The organism is Streptomyces hawaiiensis (genome assembly GCF_004803895.1).
GTDB classification, from domain to species: domain Bacteria; phylum Actinomycetota; class Actinomycetes; order Streptomycetales; family Streptomycetaceae; genus Streptomyces; species Streptomyces hawaiiensis.
Genome location: NZ_CP021978.1, coordinates 6,417,045 through 6,435,753, shown reverse-complemented (window position 1 = coordinate 6,435,753; position 18,709 = coordinate 6,417,045). Strand labels below are relative to the sequence as shown.

The window sequence follows — 18,709 nt, the reverse complement described above, 5'->3', positions numbered from 1 at the left end:
TTGCTCGATGATCCCTTACGGGTGAGTCACGATCCGGACACCCGATTGCCGTAACGCCCCGCGAGGCGATCACCGTGTCCCGTTTCCCTACTCTTCAGACTCCCCCCGGATCAGGGCGAGCACGCCATCCAGCTCATCAGGCTTCACAAGAACGTCACGTGCCTTCGAACCCTCGCTCGGTCCGACGATGTTCCGGGACTCCATCAGGTCCATCAGCCGGCCGGCCTTGGCGAAGCCGACGCGCAGCTTGCGCTGGAGCATGGACGTCGACCCGAACTGCGTGGAGACGACCAGTTCGGCCGCCTGGCACAGCAGGTCGAGGTCGTCGCCGATGTCCTCGTCGATCTCCTTCTTCTGCTTCGTGCCCACGACGACGTCGTCCCGGAAGACGGGGGTCATCTGGTCCTTGCAGTGCTGGACGACGCCCGCGATCTCCTCCTCGGTGACGAAGGCGCCCTGCATACGGGTGGGCTTGTTGGCCCCCATCGGCAGGAACAGCCCGTCGCCCTTGCCGATGAGCTTCTCGGCGCCGGGCTGGTCGAGGATGACCCGCGAGTCGGCCAGCGAGGACGTGGCGAACGCCAGCCGCGACGGCACGTTCGCCTTGATGAGACCGGTGACGACGTCCACCGACGGCCGCTGCGTGGCGAGCACCAGGTGGATGCCGGCCGCGCGCGCGAGCTGCGTGATGCGCACGATCGCGTCCTCGACGTCCCGCGGCGCGACCATCATCAGGTCGGCGAGCTCGTCGACGATGACCAGCAGGTAGGGGTACGGGTGGAGCTCGCGCTCGCTGCCCTCGGGCGGCTTGGCCTTGCCCTCGCGCACGGCCCGGTTGAAGTCGTCGATGTGCCGGTAGCCGTAGGCCGCCAGGTCGTCGTAGCGCAGGTCCATCTCGCGTACGACCCACTGGAGGGCCTCGGCGGCCCGCTTGGGGTTGGTGATGATCGGCGTGATCAGGTGCGGGATGCCCTCGTAGGCGGTCAGCTCGACCCGCTTGGGGTCGACCAGGATCATCCGCACGTCCTCGGGGGTCGCCCGCATCATGACCGAGGTGATCAGGCAGTTGATGCAGGACGACTTGCCGGAGCCGGTGGCCCCCGCGACCAGCATGTGCGGCATCTTCGCCAGCGAGTGCATGACGTAGCCGCCCTCGACGTCCTTGCCGAACGCGACCAGCATCGGGTCGTCGTCCTCGGCGGACTCCGCCAGACGCAGGACGTCGCCGAGGTTGACCATCTCCCGGTCGGTGTTGGGGATCTCGATGCCGACCGCCGACTTGCCGGGGATCGGGCTGATGATCCGTACGTCCGGGGAGGCGACGGCGTAGGCGATGTTCTTGGTCAGCGCGGTGATCCGCTCGACCTTCACGGCGGGGCCGAGCTCGACCTCGTAGCGCGTGACCGTCGGCCCTCGGGTGAAGCCGGTGACACTGGCGTCCACCTTGAACTCGGTGAAGACAGTGGTCAGTGACTCGACGATGAGGTCGTTGGCGGCGCTGCGGGCCTTGCCCGGGCCGCCGCGCTCCAGCAGGTCGAGGGACGGCAGGGAGTACGTGATGTCGCCGGAGAGCTGGAGCTGCTCCGCGCGCGGGGGCAGGTCGCGGGGCTTGGAGGGCGGGGACTTGGTGAGGTCGCGGACGCCCGCCTTCGGCTTCTGCGGCTCGGGCTTGTCCTGCTCGGGCTTTTCCTGCTTGAGCTTCTCCTGCTGGGGGCGCGCGGCCGGGACGGGCGTCGGCGTGGTCGCCTCCTGGTCCCCCACCCGCACGCCCTGGGTGAGGTCGGCGACGATCGGCGAGGGCGGCATGCCGTGCAGCACGGCACCGTCGAGCGCGGCGGCGGCCGCAGCGGCGACGTCCACGGCGTCCCTGGGCCGGTCCATGTCGGGCTGCGGCACCGCCGAGCGGCGGGGACGGCCCCGGCGCCGCGTGAGGGCCTCCTGCTCGGCACCGTCCGGGTCGTACGCCGCGGGCGCCGGCGCGCGCCTGCCGCGCGGGCGCGCGGGCAGGGCCTCGCGCCACTGCTCCTCGTAGCGCTCGTCGTCCTCGGCGAACCCGAACTCGTCCTCGGCCGGGTCGCGGACGATCCCGAGACGCACCCCGAGCAGCCGCAGCCGCTGCGGGATGGCGTTGACCGGGGTGGCCGTGACGACCAGCAGCCCGAAAACCGTCAGCAGCACCAAAAGCGGCACGGCGAGCACGTCACCCATGGCGTACGACAGCGGGGTCGCCATGGCCCAGCCGATGAGACCGCCGGCGTCCCTTATGGCCTGCATGCCGTCCCCGCGCGCGGGTGAGCCGCACGCGACGTGCACCTGGCCGAGCACGCCGATGACGAGCGCGGACAGGCCGATGACGATGCGTCCGTTGGCCTCGGGCTGCTCCGGGTGGCGGATGAACCGCACGGCGATGACGGCGAGGAGTATCGGTACGAGCAGGTCGAGCCGGCCGAAGGCGCCGGTCACCAGGATCTCGACGAGGTCGCCGACGGGGCCCTTGAGATCGGCCCAGGTGCCCGCGGCGACGATCAGAGCGATGCCGAGCAGCAGCAGGGCGACACCGTCCTTGCGGTGGGCCGGGTCGAGGTTCTTGGCGCCCTGCCCTATGCCGCGGAACACGGCGCCGACGGCGTGCGCCACACCGAGCCACACGGCGCGCACGAGCCGGTAGATGCCGCCGGTGGGGCTGGGGGCCGGTCTGGGCGCGACCTTCTTGGCCGCGGCCTTCCTGGCGGGCGCCTTCTTCGCGGGAGCCTTCTTGGCGGCGGCCTTCTTCGCCGGAGCCTTCCCGGCCGCCTTCTTCGCGGGCGGCGGCTTCTTGGCTGCGGAGGGACGTGAGGCCATGGGTGTGAGGTTACCGGGGGAGACGACAGGGGACACGCGTGTCTACCGCTTCACCCGTTCGTGTCGCTCCGGGAGAGGCACAAAACTGACGCGCGGTCACGGGCGGACAATCCCGCCTGCGCACACGTCAGTTCTGCGAAGACACCGAGGAGGGGCTCCCGGTGCCCGGCTCCAGCGCGTCCAGCGCCCGCCGCAACCCCGTGAGCTTGCGCTCCAGATGAGCCGCCGTGGCCACCGCGGCGGCGTCCGTCGACTCGTCGTTGAGCTGTTTGGTCAGCGCTTCGGCCTGCTCCTCGACGGCCGCGAGCCGTGCGGAGAGCTCCGCGAGCAGCCCGGCCGACTCCTTGGCCTCGCCGCCCGTGTCCTTGCCGTTGCCCTCCAACTGGAGCCGCAGCAGCGACGCCTGCTCCCGCAGCTGGCAGTTCTTCATGTACAGCTCGACGAAGACGGAGACCTTCGCGCGCAGCACCCACGGGTCGAACGGCTTGGAGATGTAGTCCACCGCGCCCGCCGCGTAGCCCCGGAAGGTGTGGTGCGGGCCGTGGTTGATCGCCGTGAGGAAGATGATCGGGATATCCCGGGTCCGCTCGCGGCGCTTGATGTGCGCGGCCGTCTCGAAGCCGTCCATGCCCGGCATCTGGACGTCCAGCAGGATGACCGCGAAGTCGTCCGTGAGCAGCGCTTTGAGCGCTTCCTCCCCGGACGATGCCCGCACCAGCGTCTGATCGAGCGCAGAGAGGATCGCCTCCAGCGCCAGCAGATTCTCCGGCCGGTCATCGACCAGGAGGATCTTGGCCTTCTGCACCATGGCCCGCCCTCCTCGCCCCGGCGTGGGGCCTCCCCTGTCCGCAGGACCTGCGGCAGCACCGGTGGGTGCCGCCCCAGGGGACGACTCCCTTGCGCCGCCCGTCCTTGTGCCGGTCATCGTAGCCGCACCCCGCCCGTCACCACACCCTGTCACCGTGATGTCACTGTGCACGTAGCGGAAACGCAGCGGGAGACCAGAAGGTTCCCCAGATCTTGTACTTCTACACGACTATGCGCACACCGGGTCGGCGACAGCGCGTGAACACCGAACCTTCCCGTCATGGTCGCGCAACTGCCCAACGTTCCCCTCATTCCCCTCGCATCCACTGATCCATCACCGCCAGCAGGTGATCGGGGTCGACCGGCTTGGTCACGTAGTCGGAAGCGCCCGACTCGATCGCCTTCTCGCGGTCGCCCTTCATCGCCTTCGCGGTCAGCGCGATGATCGGCAGCCCGGCGAACTGCGGCATCCTGCGGATCGCCGTGGTCGTCGCGTACCCGTCCATCTCGGGCATCATGATGTCCATCAGCACGACCGCCACGTCGTCGTGCTGCTCCAGGACCTCGATACCCTCGCGGCCGTTCTCGGCGTACAGCACGGACAGGCCGTGCTGCTCCAGGACGCTGGTCAGGGCGAAGACGTTGCGGATGTCGTCGTCGACGATCAGGACCTTCTGGCCGCCGAACCGGATGCCGCGGTTCGGCCTCGGCGCCGGCTCCTGCTCGGACGGGGTCCACTGCTCCAGCTGCGCGGAGCGCGGCGGCAGCTCGGGCATCCTGCGGCGCCGCCGGAACAGGGCGGCCGGCCCGTTCTGCGTCTCGCGGTACGACGACACCTCGGCCGGCGTCTCGGCCTCCACATCCGACAGCTCGGACGGGTCGGACTTCGACGCCACCAGGTCGCCGGCCTCCAGGGCGGGCAGCTGCTGCTGGTAGCCCTGCGGCGGCAGTTCGCTGGGGTGCAGCGGCAGATACAGCGTGAACGTCGAGCCACGGCCCGGCTCGCTCTGCGCGTAAATCTCACCGCCGAGCAGCTGAGCGATCTCCCGCGAGATGGACAACCCGAGACCCGTACCGCCGTACTTGCGGCTGGTCGTGCCGTCGGCCTGCTTGAACGCCTCGAAGATCACCCGCATCTTGCTGGACGCGATGCCGATCCCGGTGTCGGTCACGGAGAACGCGATCAGCTCGGCGTCCGGGTCGGTCAGCGACCCGGTCTCCAGCAACTGCTCCCGGATCTTCTGCGGCACGTCGTCCCGCGCCGGCCTGATCACCAGCTCCACCGACCCGGAGTCGGTGAACTTCACCGCGTTCGACAGCAGGTTGCGCAGCACCTGGAGCAGCCGCTGCTCGTCGGTGTGCAGCGTCGCGGGCAGCTCCGGCGACACCCGCACGGACAGGTCCAGGCCCTTCTCCGCGGTCAGCGGGCGGAAGGTGGCCTCCACGTAGTCCACGAGCTGGACGAGCGCGATCCGTGTCGGGGAGACGTCCATCTTGCCCGCCTCGACCTTCGACAGGTCGAGGATGTCGTTGATGAGCTGGAGCAGGTCGGAACCGGCCCCGTGGATCGTCTCGGCGAACTCGACCTGCTTCGGGGAGAGGTTCCCCTCGGCGTTGTCGGCGAGCAGCTTGGCCAGGATGAGCAGCGAGTTGAGCGGCGTACGCAGCTCGTGCGACATGTTCGCCAGGAACTCGCTCTTGTAGCGCATCGACACCGCGAGCTGCTCGGCGCGCTCCTCCAGGACCTGGCGCGCCTCCTCGATCTCGGTGTTCTTCACCTCGATGTCGCGGTTCTGCTGGGCCAGCAGCTCGGCCTTCTCCTCCAGTTCGGCGTTGGACGCCTGGAGGGCCTTCTGCCGCTGCTCCAACTCCGCCGAACGCTCCCGCAGTTGCTCGGTCAGCTCCTGCGACTGCGCCAGCAGCAGCTCGGTCTTGGTGTTGACGGAGATGGTGTTGACGCTCGTCGCGATCATCTCCGCGATCTGGTTGAGGAAGTCCTTCTGGATCTGTGTGAACGGCGTGAACGACGCCAGCTCGATCACCCCGAGCACACTGCCCTCGAACAGCACCGGCAGCACGATCACCTGCGCGGGCGGCGCCTCACCCAGCCCGGAGGAGATCCTCAGATAGCCGCTCGGCGCGTTCTCCACCAGGATCGTGCGCTTCTCCTCGGCGGCCGTCCCGACCAGCGCCTCCCCCGGCTGGAACGACGTCGGCATGGAGCCCATCGAGTAGCCGTACGAGCCGAGCATGCGCAGCTCGTACTGGTCGTCGTCCGCGGCGTTCACGTCCTCGCCGTCGACCAGCGGCATCGCCACGAAGAACGCGCCGTGCTGCGCGGAGACCACCGGGGTGAGCTCGCTCATGATCAGCGAGGCCACGTCCTCCAGGTCGCGGCGCCCCTGCATCAGCGCGGAGATCCGGGCCAGGTTGCCCTTGAGCCAGTCCTGCTCCTTGTTGGCGATCGTGGTGTCGCGCAGGTTGGCGATCATCTTGTTGATGTAGTCCTGAAGCTCCTGGATCTCTCCGGACGCGTCCACGTCGATCTTCAGGTTCAGATCGCCGCGGGTCACCGCGGTCGCCACGCGCGCGATGGCACGCACCTGCCGGGTCAGGTTCCCGGCCATCTCGTTCACCGACTCGGTCAGGTCCCGCCAGGTGCCGTCCACGTCACGCACGCGTGCCTGGCCGCCGAGCTGCCCTTCGGTGCCCACCTCGCGGGCGACCCGGGTGACCTCCTCCGCGAAGGACGACAGCTGGTCGACCATCGTGTTGATAGTCGTCTTCAGCTCGAGGATCTCGCCGCGCGCGTCGATGTCGATCTTCTTCGTCAGGTCACCCTTGGCGATGGCCGTGGTCACCATGGCGATGTTGCGCACCTGGCCGGTCAGGTTGGACGCCATCTGGTTCACGGACTCGGTCAGGTCCTTCCACGTACCGGCCACACCCGGTACGTGCGCCTGGCCGCCGAGGATGCCGTCGGTGCCCACCTCACGGGCCACCTTGGTGACCTGTTCGGCGAACGAACTCAGCGTCTTCACCATCGTGTTGATGGTGTCGGCGAGCTGCGCGACCTCACCGCGCGCCTCGATGGTGACCTGCCGCGTCAGGTCACCGTTGGCGACCGCCGCCGAGACCTGGGAGATGTTCCGCACCTGAGTGGTGAGGTTCTTGGCCATCAGGTTGACGTTGTCGCTCAGGTCCTTCCAGATGCCCGTGACACCCGGCACGTGCGCCTGGCCGCCCAAAATGCCCTCGGTGCCCACCTCACGGGCCACCCGGGTCACCTGCTCGGCGAAGGACGACAGCTGGTCGACCATGGTGTTGACCGTCGTGACCAGTTCGAGGATCTCGCCCTTGGCGTCGACGGTGATCTTCTTCGACAGATCTCCCCGGGCCACCGCTGTTGTGACCTCGGCGATGTTGCGCACCTGGATGGTCAGGTTGTTCGCCATGCCGTTCACGGACTGGGTGAGGTCCTTCCAGGTGCCGGAGACACCCTGCACCTCGGCCTGACCGCCCAGGATGCCCTCCGTACCCACCTCACGGGCCACACGCGTGACCTCTTCGGCGAAGGACGACAGCTGGTCCACCATCGTGTTCAGGGTGTTCTTCAGCTCCAGGATCTCCCCGCGCGCGTCCACGGTGATCTTCTGGGACAGGTCGCCCCGGGCCACGGCCGTGGCCACCTGGGCGATGTTGCGCACCTGGCCGGTCAGGTTGGACGCCATGCCGTTCACGGAATCCGTCAGGTCACGCCACACACCGGCCACACCCGGCACCTGCGCCTGACCGCCCAGCCGGCCGTCCGTACCCACCTCACGCGCGACCCGGGTCACCTGGTCGGCGAAGGCCGAGAGCTGGTCGACCATCGTGTTGATGGTGTTCTTCAGCTCCAGGATCTCCCCGCGCGCGTCCACATCGATCTTCTGCGACAGGTCACCCCGGGCCACGGCCGTCGTCACCTGCGCGATGTTGCGCACCTGGGAAGTGAGGTTCCCGGCCATCGAGTTGACGGAGTCGGTGAGCTCCTTCCACGTGCCCGACACACCGTCGACGCGCGCCTGACCGCCCAGGCGGCCCTCCGTGCCCACGTCCCGGGCCATCCGCGTCACCTGGTCGGCGAAGCTCGACAGCTGGTCCACCATCGTGTTCACGGTGTTCTTCAGCTTGAGCATCTCGCCGGAGACGTCGACGGTGACCTTCTGCGAGAGGTCGCCGTTGGCCACCGCCGTCGTCACCTGGGCGATGTTCCTCACCTGACCGGTGAGGTTGCGGAACGCCGTGTTGACGGAGTCCGTCAGGTCCTTCCACGTCCCCGCCGCGCCCGGCACCTGCGCCTGGCCGCCCAGCTCACCCTCGACACCGATCTCCCGCGCCACACGCGTCACTTCGGCACCGAAGGCAGACAGCTGGTCCACCATCGTGTTGACGGTGTTCTTCAGCTCCAGCATCTCGCCGGCCACGTCCACCGTGACCTTCTGCGACAGGTCACCATTGGCCACCGCCGTCGTCACCGCGGCGATGTCCCTCACCTGAGTGGTCAGGTTCCGGAAGACCGTGTTCACCGAATCGGTGAGGTCCTTCCACGTCCCCGCCGCACCCGGCACGTTCGCCTGACCGCCGAGACGCCCCTCGGCCCCGACCTCGTTGGCCACCCGCGTGACCTCGTCCGCGAAGATCCGCAGCGTCTCGGTCATCTGGTTGATCGTCTCGGCGAGCTGCGCGACCTCACCGCGCGCCGGCACGGTCACCTTCCGCGACAGATCACCGTTGGCGACCGCGGTCGTCACCTCCGCGATCCCGCGCACCTGGGCCGTGAGGTTCCCGGCCATGGTGTTCACCGAATCGGTGAGTTCCTTCCACACACCCGCGACCCCGGGCACCTGCGCCTGACCGCCCAGCGCACCCTCGGTGCCCACCTCACGGGCCACCCGGGTCACCTCGGAGGAGAACGCGGAGAGCTGGTCCACCATCGTGTTGACGGTGTTCTTCAGCTCCAGCATCTCGCCGGCCACCTGAACCGTGACCTTGCGGGACAGATCACCCTTGGCGACCGCTGTCGTCACCAGTGCGATGTCCCTCACCTGGGCCGTCAGCCGGTACGCCATCGTGTTGACGGAGTCCGTCAGATCGCGCCACGAACCCGACATACCTCGCACCCGGGCCTGCCCGCCCAGTTTGCCCTCGGTGCCCACCTCACTGGCCACCCGGGTGACCTCGTCGGTGAACGTCGACAGCTGGTCGACCAGGTTGTTGACGGTCCGCCCGACCTTCAGGAACTCGCCCCGCAACGGCTGACTGTTGCCGTCCGGCACCTGCGTCCGCAGCTCCATCCGCGGCGACAGATCACCCTCCGCCACCGCGGACAGCACCCGGCCGACCTCGGAAACCGGCCGCACCAGGTCGTCCACCAGGGCGTTCGAGTTGTCGATCGCCGTCGCCCAGGAGCCCTCACAGGCACCCGTCTCCAGCCGCTCGGTGAGCTTGCCCTCGCGGCCCACCATCCGCCGCACCCGCGACAGCTCACCCGTCAGATGCAGATTGCGGTCGGCCACCTCGTTGAAGACCGCCGCGATCTCGGCCATCACGCCGTCCCCGGACACCGTGAGCCGCTTGCGGAAGTTCCCGTCCCGCATCGACACCAAGGCCGCCATCAACCGGTTCAGGGCCGCCGTGTCCACCTCGGTCGTGCCACTACGCACCTTGCCCTGGTTGATCGGGGACTGTCCGCCTTTCGCGCGCGTTTTCTTGCCACGCGTCGCTGCGCCAGACTCCACTGTGTCCCTCCCGCAGGGGTCGACCGTCACTGCTGTGCTCGGGTACCACGCTCGGCGTACCAGTTACTACTGCGTATTCTCTGCCCTGCATACCAGGCCGTCTCCAGGGGGCTGCTGCCCAAGGTCGGCTTCGGGCACACAGCCTGCCCGGCCCTTCACAAGAAGCTTGCCCAGTGTTTCACCCCGGCGGAACCAGGCCATAACAGTTCGGCAGCTTCGCACATCGTCCGCACACCCTCCGGACGGAAACACTGCAGACCGGCATCCGCATGGACCGCGAAGGTAAGTAACCTTGCATCCGGCTGTCCAGCCGCGCCGGTCCGTCCGGCCTGGGCGGTGGCACGAAGACGAGCGGGCATCGGAGGGGCGGCCGCACACACATGACCACCGGACTGATCCCGGGGGGACAGCCCCCGGACCCCCGGCCGACGGGCACCCTGCCGCAACAGCGGCGGGAGCCGGCCGGCCACGCAGCCCAGCACGTCGAGAACCGGTCGAGGAGTTCTGTGATCACCGCGCGCGCGGCCGCCAGTTTCGAGCCCGTGGGGCGCTCGGTCGCGAGCGCCCGCTCCTTCGTCCGCGACACCCTCCAGGGCTGGGGCTTCGCCGACATCGTCGACGACGCCGTCGTTCTCACCAGCGAACTGGTGACCAACGCCGTGGTCCACGCCGGTACCTCCGCCGACGTGCTCTGCCTGCGCAGCGACGAGGGCGTACGCATCGAGGTGGCCGACCGCTACCCCGAACGCGAGATCCCCCTGCAGGCCACGGCCGTCAACATGGGCAGCCCCGACCGCGAGGGCGGCCGCGGCCTCCAGCTGTGCGCGGCCCTCGCCGGCCGCTGGGGCGTCGAGTACATCCCCACCCACAAGACCGTCTGGTTCCAACTGGACCTGCCCGCACGCGTGGTGGGCACCCGCGCGGCGGGACCGGCCCTCCCGTCCCACCTCCTCCCCCTCGCCGACGGCCGGGTACGCGTGGCCGTCATCCAGATCGACCGCACCGGCCACATCAACGCCTGGAACGAGGACGCCGAGGAACTCTTCGGCTACCCGGCCGAGCAGGTCACCGGCAAGCCCCTGACCGACCTCGCCGCCTGGCCGCACACCCCCGGCACCAGCACCGGCATCGCGGAGGCCCTGCGCCTCTCCCGCTGGGAAGGCAGCTACGGCATCCGCGCCGCCACCGGCCGCGTCACCCCCGTCTACGCCTCCCACCTGCGTGTCCGCGACACCGGCGGCGAACCGTCAACCGTGTGCCTCCTCGTACGGGACCACGAACGGGCAGTTCTGCAGACGCCCCTGCGCGTCCCCGCCTCCGACACCTCCTCCGGCTCCGAGGGCCAGAACACCGACCCCTTCGAGGTGTTCATCGGCTACCCCGCCCCGGACGACCTCGACGGCCTCCTCCAGCGCACGGTGGAGCGGGCCCGCGACATGCTCGACGGCGACTCGGCGTTCCTCCTGCTCGCCACCGACGACGAGACGGAGCTGGAGGTCCGCGCCTCCACGGGCCTGCCCTCGGCCCGCCAGCGCTTCGCACGCGTCCCCGTCGAGGCGGGCCCCGGCCGCTACGGTTCGGCCCGCATGCCGGCCGTCCACGACGATCTGACGGCGGTCCCCGGCGCGGTGCCGCTGCTGAACGGCACGGGCATGCGCTCGGTCGTCACGGTCCCGCTGAAGGTCGAGGGCCGCCTCACCGGCTCCCTCGGCGTCGCCGCCGAGGCTCCCGGCAGATACTCCAACGAGGAGGCCCTGCGCCTCCAGTTCGCCGCCGACCGCATCGCACTCGCCGTCGAATCGGCCCGCCTCGGCGAACTGGAACGCCTGCGCCGCGGCTCCCTGAACTTCCTGGTCGAGGCCTCCGACCTGCTCGCGGGCACCCTGGACCGCGACCAGACCCTGGCCCTGATGGCCCAGATGACGGTCCCTACCCTCGCCACCTGGTGCGCCGTCTACACCATCGCCCACCAGGCCTCGGAGCCGTACCTGTCGTACGTCCTGCATGAGGACGAGGAACTCATCGACGGCATCAAGTCCCTGCTGTCGAAGATCGCACCGCCCGACCCGGTCCCCACCCCGGGAGCCCGCGTCTGGTCGGCCCCCAGCGAGATGGCACACCGGGCCGCACTGCGCAGTTCCATGCGCAGCCTCGGCCTCAGCGGCAGCACGACCCGCGTCACACCCGGCATCGGCCCCACCCTGGCCACCGCCTCCGCCGTCGGCGGCGAGACCGTCGTTCTCCCCCTGGTCGCCCGCAACCGCGTCATCGGCATGCTGACCCTGGGCAAGCCGACCGACGAACACTTCCGCCAGGAGATCCTGGAACTCGCCGAGGACCTCTCCCGACGGGCCGCGCTGGCCCTGGACAACGCCCGCCTCTACTCGGAACGCACGGCGATCAGCCAGGCCCTCCAGCGCAGCCTCCTCCCCCCGGAACTCCCCACGATCGACGGCGTCGAGGTCGAGGTCATCTACCGCGCCGCGGGCGAGGGCAACGAGGTCGGCGGCGACTTCTACGACGTCTTCCCCATCCGCGACGGCGCCTACGGCTTCGCCATCGGCGACGTCTGCGGTACGGGCCCGAACGCGGCGGCGGTCACCGGCCTGGCCCGCCACGCCCTGCGCCTCCTGGCCCGCGAGGGCCTCAGCGGCCCGGCGGTCCTGGAGCGCTTGAACTCCGCCATCCTCGACGAAGGCGCCCGAAGCCGCTTCCTCACCCTCCTCTACGGCGAGATGCGCCCGCAGGAGGACGGCAGCGCGGAACTGAAGGTGGTCTGCGCCGGCCACCCGCTCCCGCTGCGCCTACGCCAGGACGGCACGGTCGAACCGGCCGCGGAGCCCCAGCCGCTCCTCGGCGTCATCGAGGACCTGGAGCTCTACGAGCAGACCGTCACCCTCGACCCGGGCGATGTCCTCCTGTGCGTCACGGACGGCGTCACCGAACGCCGGGAGGGCGCCCGCATGCTCGGCGACGACGGCCTCGCCGATGTCCTCACGACCTGCACGGGTCTCACGGCCGGCGCGGTGGCGGCCCGCATCATGCGCGCGGTGGAACGCTTCGCGTCGGACGCCCCTTCGGACGACATGGCGATCCTGGCGATGCGCGTCCCGGGCCTCCACAAGGACTAGAGAAACGCAGAAGGCCCCACCCGTGAGGGTGGGGCCTTTTCTACTTGAGCCCCCAAACGGAATCGAACCGTTGACCTTCTCCTTACCATGGAGACGCTCTACCGACTGAGCTATAGGGGCCTGTTGCTTTGCGAGGTCTCCCTCGCGGCAACGGAATAGATCATACCCCGAACAGGCCCGTGCTCCCAACCGCGTCAGAAGGCGGGCTGAAGAAGCCCTCCGAGGGCATTGCAGGCGGACACGATCCGATGCATGTCCCGCTTGGTCAGCGACGCATCCACGGGCAGCGCAAGAGTCTCGTCAGAAGCCCGTTCGGTCTCCGGCAGCGAAACACACCGCCGGAATTCGGGCAGCCTGTGCACGGGTGTCTTCACCGGCACTCGACACTCAACTCCCCTGGCCCGCACCGCCCGCGCAAAGGCATCCCGATCGGGCCGCCCATTGCCCGGAACCCGCACGACGTACTGCTGATAGGTGTGCCCGTCACCGTCGTCCGGTGTCCGCACACCCCTCAACTTCGCATCGAGATAGGCCGCCCGCTCCCTGCGCTGGGCTATCTCGTCGTACGGCGCCTCGGACTCCCCTTGCTCGAGCACCAGCAGTCCGTGCCGCTGCCCGAGGGCGTGCAGCCGCGCGAGGTCGGCGAGCCGGCCGAAGCGGTGGACGACGACAACGGCCGCGGTCCGCGAGGTGAGCGCCGCTTCCACGGCAGCGGCGTCGAGGCAGTAGGTGGCGGGATCTATGTCGGCGAACACCGGCAGAGCCCCGGCCATGGCCACGGCCTCGGCGACCTCGACGTTCCCGAAGGCCGGCACGACGACCTCGTCACCGAGTCCGACACCGGCGGCCCTGAGCATTGCAGCAGTACCCATGCTGTGCATGCTGGTTGCGCAACGTGAACTTCAAGTGACGCGCAACAAAAAAGGGTTGGACCCGGAACAGAAGTTCCGGGTCCAACCCTTTCAATGATTGTTCGGCGGCGTCCTACTCTCCCACAGGGTCCCCCCTGCAGTACCATCGGCGCTGTAAGGCTTAGCTTCCGGGTTCGGAATGTAACCGGGCGTTTCCCCTACGCTATAACCACCGAAACACTATGAAACTGTCGAACTATGCCGCACCATACCGTGACCATGGCATGGGGCCGTTCGTGGTTTCAGAACCAACACAGTGGACGCGAGCAACTGAGGACAAGCCCTCGGCCTATTAGTACCGGTCAACTCCACACGTTACCGTGCTTCCATATCCGGCCTATCAACCCAGTCGTCTACTGGGAGCCTTACCCTCTCAAGGAGGTGGGAATACTCATCTCGAAGCAGGCTTCCCGCTTAGATGCTTTCAGCGGTTATCCCTCCCGAACGTAGCCAACCAGCCATGCCCTTGGCAGGACAACTGGCACACCAGAGGTTCGTCCGTCCCGGTCCTCTCGTACTAGGGACAGCCCTTCTCAATATTCCTACGCGCACAGCGGATAGGGACCGAACTGTCTCACGACGTTCTAAACCCAGCTCGCGTACCGCTTTAATGGGCGAACAGCCCAACCCTTGGGACCGACTCCAGCCCCAGGATGCGACGAGCCGACATCGAGGTGCCAAACCATCCCGTCGATATGGACTCTTGGGGAAGATCAGCCTGTTATCCCCGGGGTACCTTTTATCCGTTGAGCGACGGCGCTTCCACAAGCCACCGCCGGATCACTAGTCCCGACTTTCGTCCCTGCTCGACCCGTCGGTCTCACAGTCAAGCTCCCTTGTGCACTTACACTCAACACCTGATTGCCAACCAGGCTGAGGGAACCTTTGGGCGCCTCCGTTACTCTTTAGGAGGCAACCGCCCCAGTTAAACTACCCATCAGACACTGTCCCTGATCCGGATCACGGACCCAGGTTAGACATCCAGCACGACCAGACTGGTATTTCAACGACGACTCCCCCTGAACTGGCGTCCAGAGTTCAAAGTCTCCCAGCTATCCTACACAAGCCGAACCGAACACCAATATCAAACTGTAGTAAAGGTCCCGGGGTCTTTCCGTCCTGCTGCGCGAAACGAGCATCTTTACTCGTAGTGCAATTTCACCGGGCCTATGGTTGAGACAGTCGAGAAGTCGTTACGCCATTCGTGCAGGTCGGAACTTACCCGACAAGGAATTTCGCTACCTTAGGATGGTTATAGTTACCACCGCCGTTTACTGGCGCTTAAGTTCTCAGCTTCGCCATGACGAATCATGACTAACCGGTCCCCTTAACGTTCCAGCACCGGGCAGGCGTCAGTCCGTATACATCGCCTTACGGCTTCGCACGGACCTGTGTTTTTAGTAAACAGTCGCTTCTCGCTGGTCTCTGCGGCCACCCCCAGCTCGAGGAGCAAGTCCTCTCACCAGTGATGGCCCCCCTTCTCCCGAAGTTACGGGGGCATTTTGCCGAGTTCCTTAACCATAGTTCACCCGAACGCCTCGGTATTCTCTACCTGACCACCTGAGTCGGTTTAGGGTACGGGCCGCCATGAAACTCGCTAGAGGCTTTTCTCGACAGCATAGGATCATCCACTTCACCACAATCGGCTCGGCATCAGGTCTCAGACTATTGCCAGGCGGATTTACCTACCTGACGTCCTACACCCTTACCCCGGGACAACCACCGCCCGGGATGGACTACCTTCCTGCGTCACCCCATCACTCACCTACTAACCGCTTGGTCCGGCGGCTCCACCACTTTCCTTTCCCCGAAGGGTCCGGAACGGCTTCACGGCCTTAGCATCACGATGCTCGATGTTTGACGCTTCACAGCGGGTACCGGAATATCAACCGGTTATCCATCGACTACGCCTGTCGGCCTCGCCTTAGGTCCCGACTTACCCTGGGCAGATCAGCTTGACCCAGGAACCCTTAGTCAATCGGCGCAAACGTTTCTCACGTTTGTATCGCTACTCATGCCTGCATTCTCACTCGTGAACCGTCCACAACTCGCTTCCGCGGCTGCTTCACCCGGCACACGACGCTCCCCTACCCATCCACACAGGCGTTGGCCCTATTGTGTGAATGACACGACTTCGGCGGTACGCTTGAGCCCCGCTACATTGTCGGCGCGGAATCACTAGACCAGTGAGCTATTACGCACTCTTTCAAGGGTGGCTGCTTCTAAGCCAACCTCCTGGTTGTCTCTGCGACTCCACATCCTTTCCCACTTAGCGTACGCTTAGGGGCCTTAGTCGATGCTCTGGGCTGTTTCCCTCTCGACCATGGAGCTTATCCCCCACAGTCTCACTGCCGCGCTCTCACTTACCGGCATTCGGAGTTTGGCTAAGGTCAGTAACCCGGTAGGGCCCATCGCCTATCCAGTGCTCTACCTCCGGCAAGAAACACACGACGCTGCACCTAAATGCATTTCGGGGAGAACCAGCTATCACGGAGTTTGATTGGCCTTTCACCCCTAACCACAGGTCATCCCCCAGGTTTTCAACCCTGGTGGGTTCGGTCCTCCACGAAGTCTTACCTCCGCTTCAACCTGCCCATGGCTAGATCACTCCGCTTCGGGTCTTGAGCGTGCTACTGAAACGCCCTATTCGGACTCGCTTTCGCTACGGCTTCCCCACACGGGTTAACCTCGCAACACACCGCAAACTCGCAGGCTCATTCTTCAAAAGGCACGCAGTCACGAGACGAAGAGCAAGCTCTCCGTCCGACGCTCCCACGGCTTGTAGGCACACGGTTTCAGGTACTATTTCACTCCGCTCCCGCGGTACTTTTCACCATTCCCTCACGGTACTATCCGCTATCGGTCACCAGGGAATATTTAGGCTTAGCGGGTGGTCCCGCCAGATTCACACGGGATTTCTCGGGCCCCGTGCTACTTGGGTGTCTCTCAAACGAGCCGTTGATGTTTCGACTACGGGGGTCTTACCCTCTACGCCGGACCTTTCGCATGTCCTTCGCCTACATCAACGGTTTCTGACTCGTCTCACGGCCGGCAGACCGTAAAAGAGAGATCCCACAACCCCGCATACGCAACCCCTGCCGGGTCTCACACGTATACGGTTTAGCCTCATCCGGTTTCGCTCGCCACTACTCCCGGAATCACGGTTGTTTTCTCTTCCTGCGGGTACTGAGATGTTTCACTTCCCCGCGTTCCCTCCACTTGCCCTATGTGTTCAGGCAAGGGTGACAGCCCATGACGACTGCCGGGTTTCCCCATTCGGAAACCCCCGGATCAAAGCCTGGTTGACGACTCCCCGGGGACTATCGTGGCCTCCCACGTCCTTCATCGGTTCCTGGTGCCAAGGCATCCACCGTGCGCCCTTAAAAACTTGGCCACAGATGCTCGCGTCCACTGTGCAGTTCTCAAACAACGACCAGCCACCCATCACCCCACCCTTACAGGCGAGTTCACTGGGGCCGGCGACTGAGGAAATCCATTCCCTCAGACACCCAACAGCGTGCCCGACATACTCCCCGCTCCCCTCAACGTTCCACACTCCGAAGAGCAGTACTAGAAGGAGAAGACGATCAAGTATGCCGAATAGTCAACGTTCCACCCATGAGCAACCAGCATCAGACATTCGCCGATGTACTGGCCTCTGACCGAGCGAACTCGGTAAGAAGTGCTCCTTAGAAAGGAGGTGATCCAGCCGCACCTTCCGGTACGGCTACCTTGTTACGACTTCGTCCCAATCGCCAGTCCCACCTTCGACAGCTCCCTCCCACAAGGGGTTGGGCCACCGGCTTCGGGTGTTACCGACTTTCGTGACGTGACGGGCGGTGTGTACAAGGCCCGGGAACGTATTCACCGCAGCAATGCTGATCTGCGATTACTAGCAACTCCGACTTCATGGGGTCGAGTTGCAGACCCCAATCCGAACTGAGACCGGCTTTTTGAGATTCGCTCCACCTCACGGTATCGCAGCTCATTGTACCGGCCATTGTAGCACGTGTGCAGCCCAAGACATAAGGGGCATGATGACTTGACGTCGTCCCCACCTTCCTCCGAGTTGACCCCGGCGGTCTCCTGTGAGTCCCCATCACCCCGAAGGGCATGCTGGCAACACAGAACAAGGGTTGCGCTCGTTGCGGGACTTAACCCAACATCTCACGACACGAGCTGACGACAGCCATGCACCACCTGTACACCGACCACAAGGGGGCGCCTGTCTCCAGACGTTTCCGGTGTATGTCAAGCCTTGGTAAGGTTCTTCGCGTTGCGTCGAATTAAGCCACATGCTCCGCTGCTTGTGCGGGCCCCCGTCAATTCCTTTGAGTTTTAGCCTTGCGGCCGTACTCCCCAGGCGGGGAACTTAATGCGTTAGCTGCGGCACCGACGACGTGGAATGTCGCCAACACCTAGTTCCCACCGTTTACGGCGTGGACTACCAGGGTATCTAATCCTGTTCGCTCCCCACGCTTTCGCTCCTCAGCGTCAGTAATGGCCCAGAGATCCGCCTTCGCCACCGGTGTTCCTCCTGATATCTGCGCATTTCACCGCTACACCAGGAATTCCGATCTCCCCTACCACACTCTAGCTAGCCCGTATCGAATGCAGACCCGGGGTTAAGCCCCGGGCTTTCACACCCGACGTGACAAGCCGCCTACGAGCTCTTTACGCCCAATAATTCCGGACAACGCTCGCGCCCTACGTATTACCGCGGCTGCTGGCACGTAGTTAGCCGGCGCTTCTTCTGCAGGTACCGTCACTTTCGCTTCTTCCCTGCTGAAAGAGGTTTACAACCCGAAGGCCGTCATCCCTCACGCGGCGTCGCTGCATCAGGCTTTCGCCCATTGTGCAATATTCCCCACTGCTGCCTCCCGTAGGAGTCTGGGCCGTGTCTCAGTCCCAGTGTGGCCGGTCGCCCTCTCAGGCCGGCTACCCGTCGTCGCCTTGGTGAGCCATTACCTCACCAACAAGCTGATAGGCCGCGGGCTCATCCTTCACCGCCGGAGCTTTTAACCTCCACCCAGGAGGATGGAAGTGTTATCCGGTATTAGACCCCGTTTCCAGGGCTTGTCCCAGAGTGAAGGGCAGATTGCCCACGTGTTACTCACCCGTTCGCCACTAATCCCCACCGAAGTGGTTCATCGTTCGACTTGCATGTGTTAAGCACGCCGCCAGCGTTCGTCCTGAGCCAGGATCAAACTCTCCGTGAATGTTTTCCCGTAATCGGGAT

Annotated in this window: 5 protein-coding genes, 1 tRNA gene and 3 rRNA genes; 1 reads left to right on the top strand and 8 read right to left on the bottom strand. The window is 65.9% G+C overall.

Features of this window, described 5'->3' with window-relative positions; genetic code table 11:
• Nucleotides 1–87: 87 nt before the first annotated feature.
• The 3 genes from CEB94_RS29720 to CEB94_RS29710 form a co-directional block, all read right to left on the bottom strand.
• Complete coding sequence (locus CEB94_RS29720) at nt 88–2,841, bottom strand: DNA translocase FtsK (RefSeq protein ID WP_175435096.1); 2,754 nt, start codon at nt 2,839–2,841, stop codon at nt 88–90.
• A gap of 127 nt (nt 2,842–2,968) precedes the next feature.
• The gene (locus CEB94_RS29715; protein ID WP_175435095.1) at nt 2,969–3,649 is read right to left on the bottom strand and encodes a response regulator; all 681 of its coding nucleotides are present in this window, start codon (nt 3,647–3,649) and stop codon (nt 2,969–2,971) included.
• A gap of 307 nt (nt 3,650–3,956) precedes the next feature.
• On the bottom strand, nt 3,957–9,428 hold the full coding sequence (locus tag CEB94_RS29710) for a HAMP domain-containing protein (protein WP_175435094.1): 5,472 nt from the start codon (nt 9,426–9,428) through the stop codon (nt 3,957–3,959).
• Between the two features lie 380 nt (nt 9,429–9,808).
• Between CEB94_RS29710 and CEB94_RS29705 the strand changes: the two genes are divergently transcribed.
• Entirely contained in the window at nt 9,809–12,559 is a 2,751-nt protein-coding gene (locus tag CEB94_RS29705; protein ID WP_175435093.1) for a SpoIIE family protein phosphatase, read from the top strand.
• Between the two features lie 47 nt (nt 12,560–12,606).
• Here CEB94_RS29705 and CEB94_RS29700 read toward each other — a convergent pair.
• From CEB94_RS29700 to CEB94_RS29680, 5 genes are all read right to left on the bottom strand, one after another.
• Nucleotides 12,607–12,679, bottom strand: a tRNA-Thr gene (locus CEB94_RS29700).
• 74 nt (nt 12,680–12,753) lie between these two features.
• On the bottom strand, nt 12,754–13,416 hold the full coding sequence (locus CEB94_RS29695; protein ID WP_175435092.1) for a DegT/DnrJ/EryC1/StrS family aminotransferase: 663 nt from the start codon (nt 13,414–13,416) through the stop codon (nt 12,754–12,756).
• 114 nt (nt 13,417–13,530) lie between these two features.
• Nucleotides 13,531–13,647 (bottom strand): 5S ribosomal RNA (rrf, locus tag CEB94_RS29690).
• Between the two features lie 95 nt (nt 13,648–13,742).
• A 23S ribosomal RNA gene (locus CEB94_RS29685) occupies nt 13,743–16,864 on the bottom strand.
• A 299-nt stretch (nt 16,865–17,163) separates the two neighbouring features.
• A 16S ribosomal RNA gene (locus CEB94_RS29680) occupies nt 17,164–18,689 on the bottom strand.
• The 16S, 23S and 5S rRNA genes sit together here, the layout of an rRNA operon.
• Nucleotides 18,690–18,709: the final 20 nt, after the last annotated feature.

Bases quoted from the DNA above. Each gene is read 5' to 3' on its own strand.
- CEB94_RS29695 (WP_175435092.1), bottom strand. From the start codon at position 13,416: ATGCTCAGGGCCGCCGGTGTCGGACTCGGTGACGAGGTCGTCGTGCCG.
- CEB94_RS29720 (WP_175435096.1), bottom strand. From the start codon at position 2,841: ATGGCCTCACGTCCCTCCGCAGCCAAGAAGCCGCCGCCCGCGAAGAAG.
- CEB94_RS29715 (WP_175435095.1), bottom strand. From the start codon at position 3,649: ATGGTGCAGAAGGCCAAGATCCTCCTGGTCGATGACCGGCCGGAGAAT.
- CEB94_RS29705 (WP_175435093.1), top strand. From the start codon at position 9,809: ATGACCACCGGACTGATCCCGGGGGGACAGCCCCCGGACCCCCGGCCG.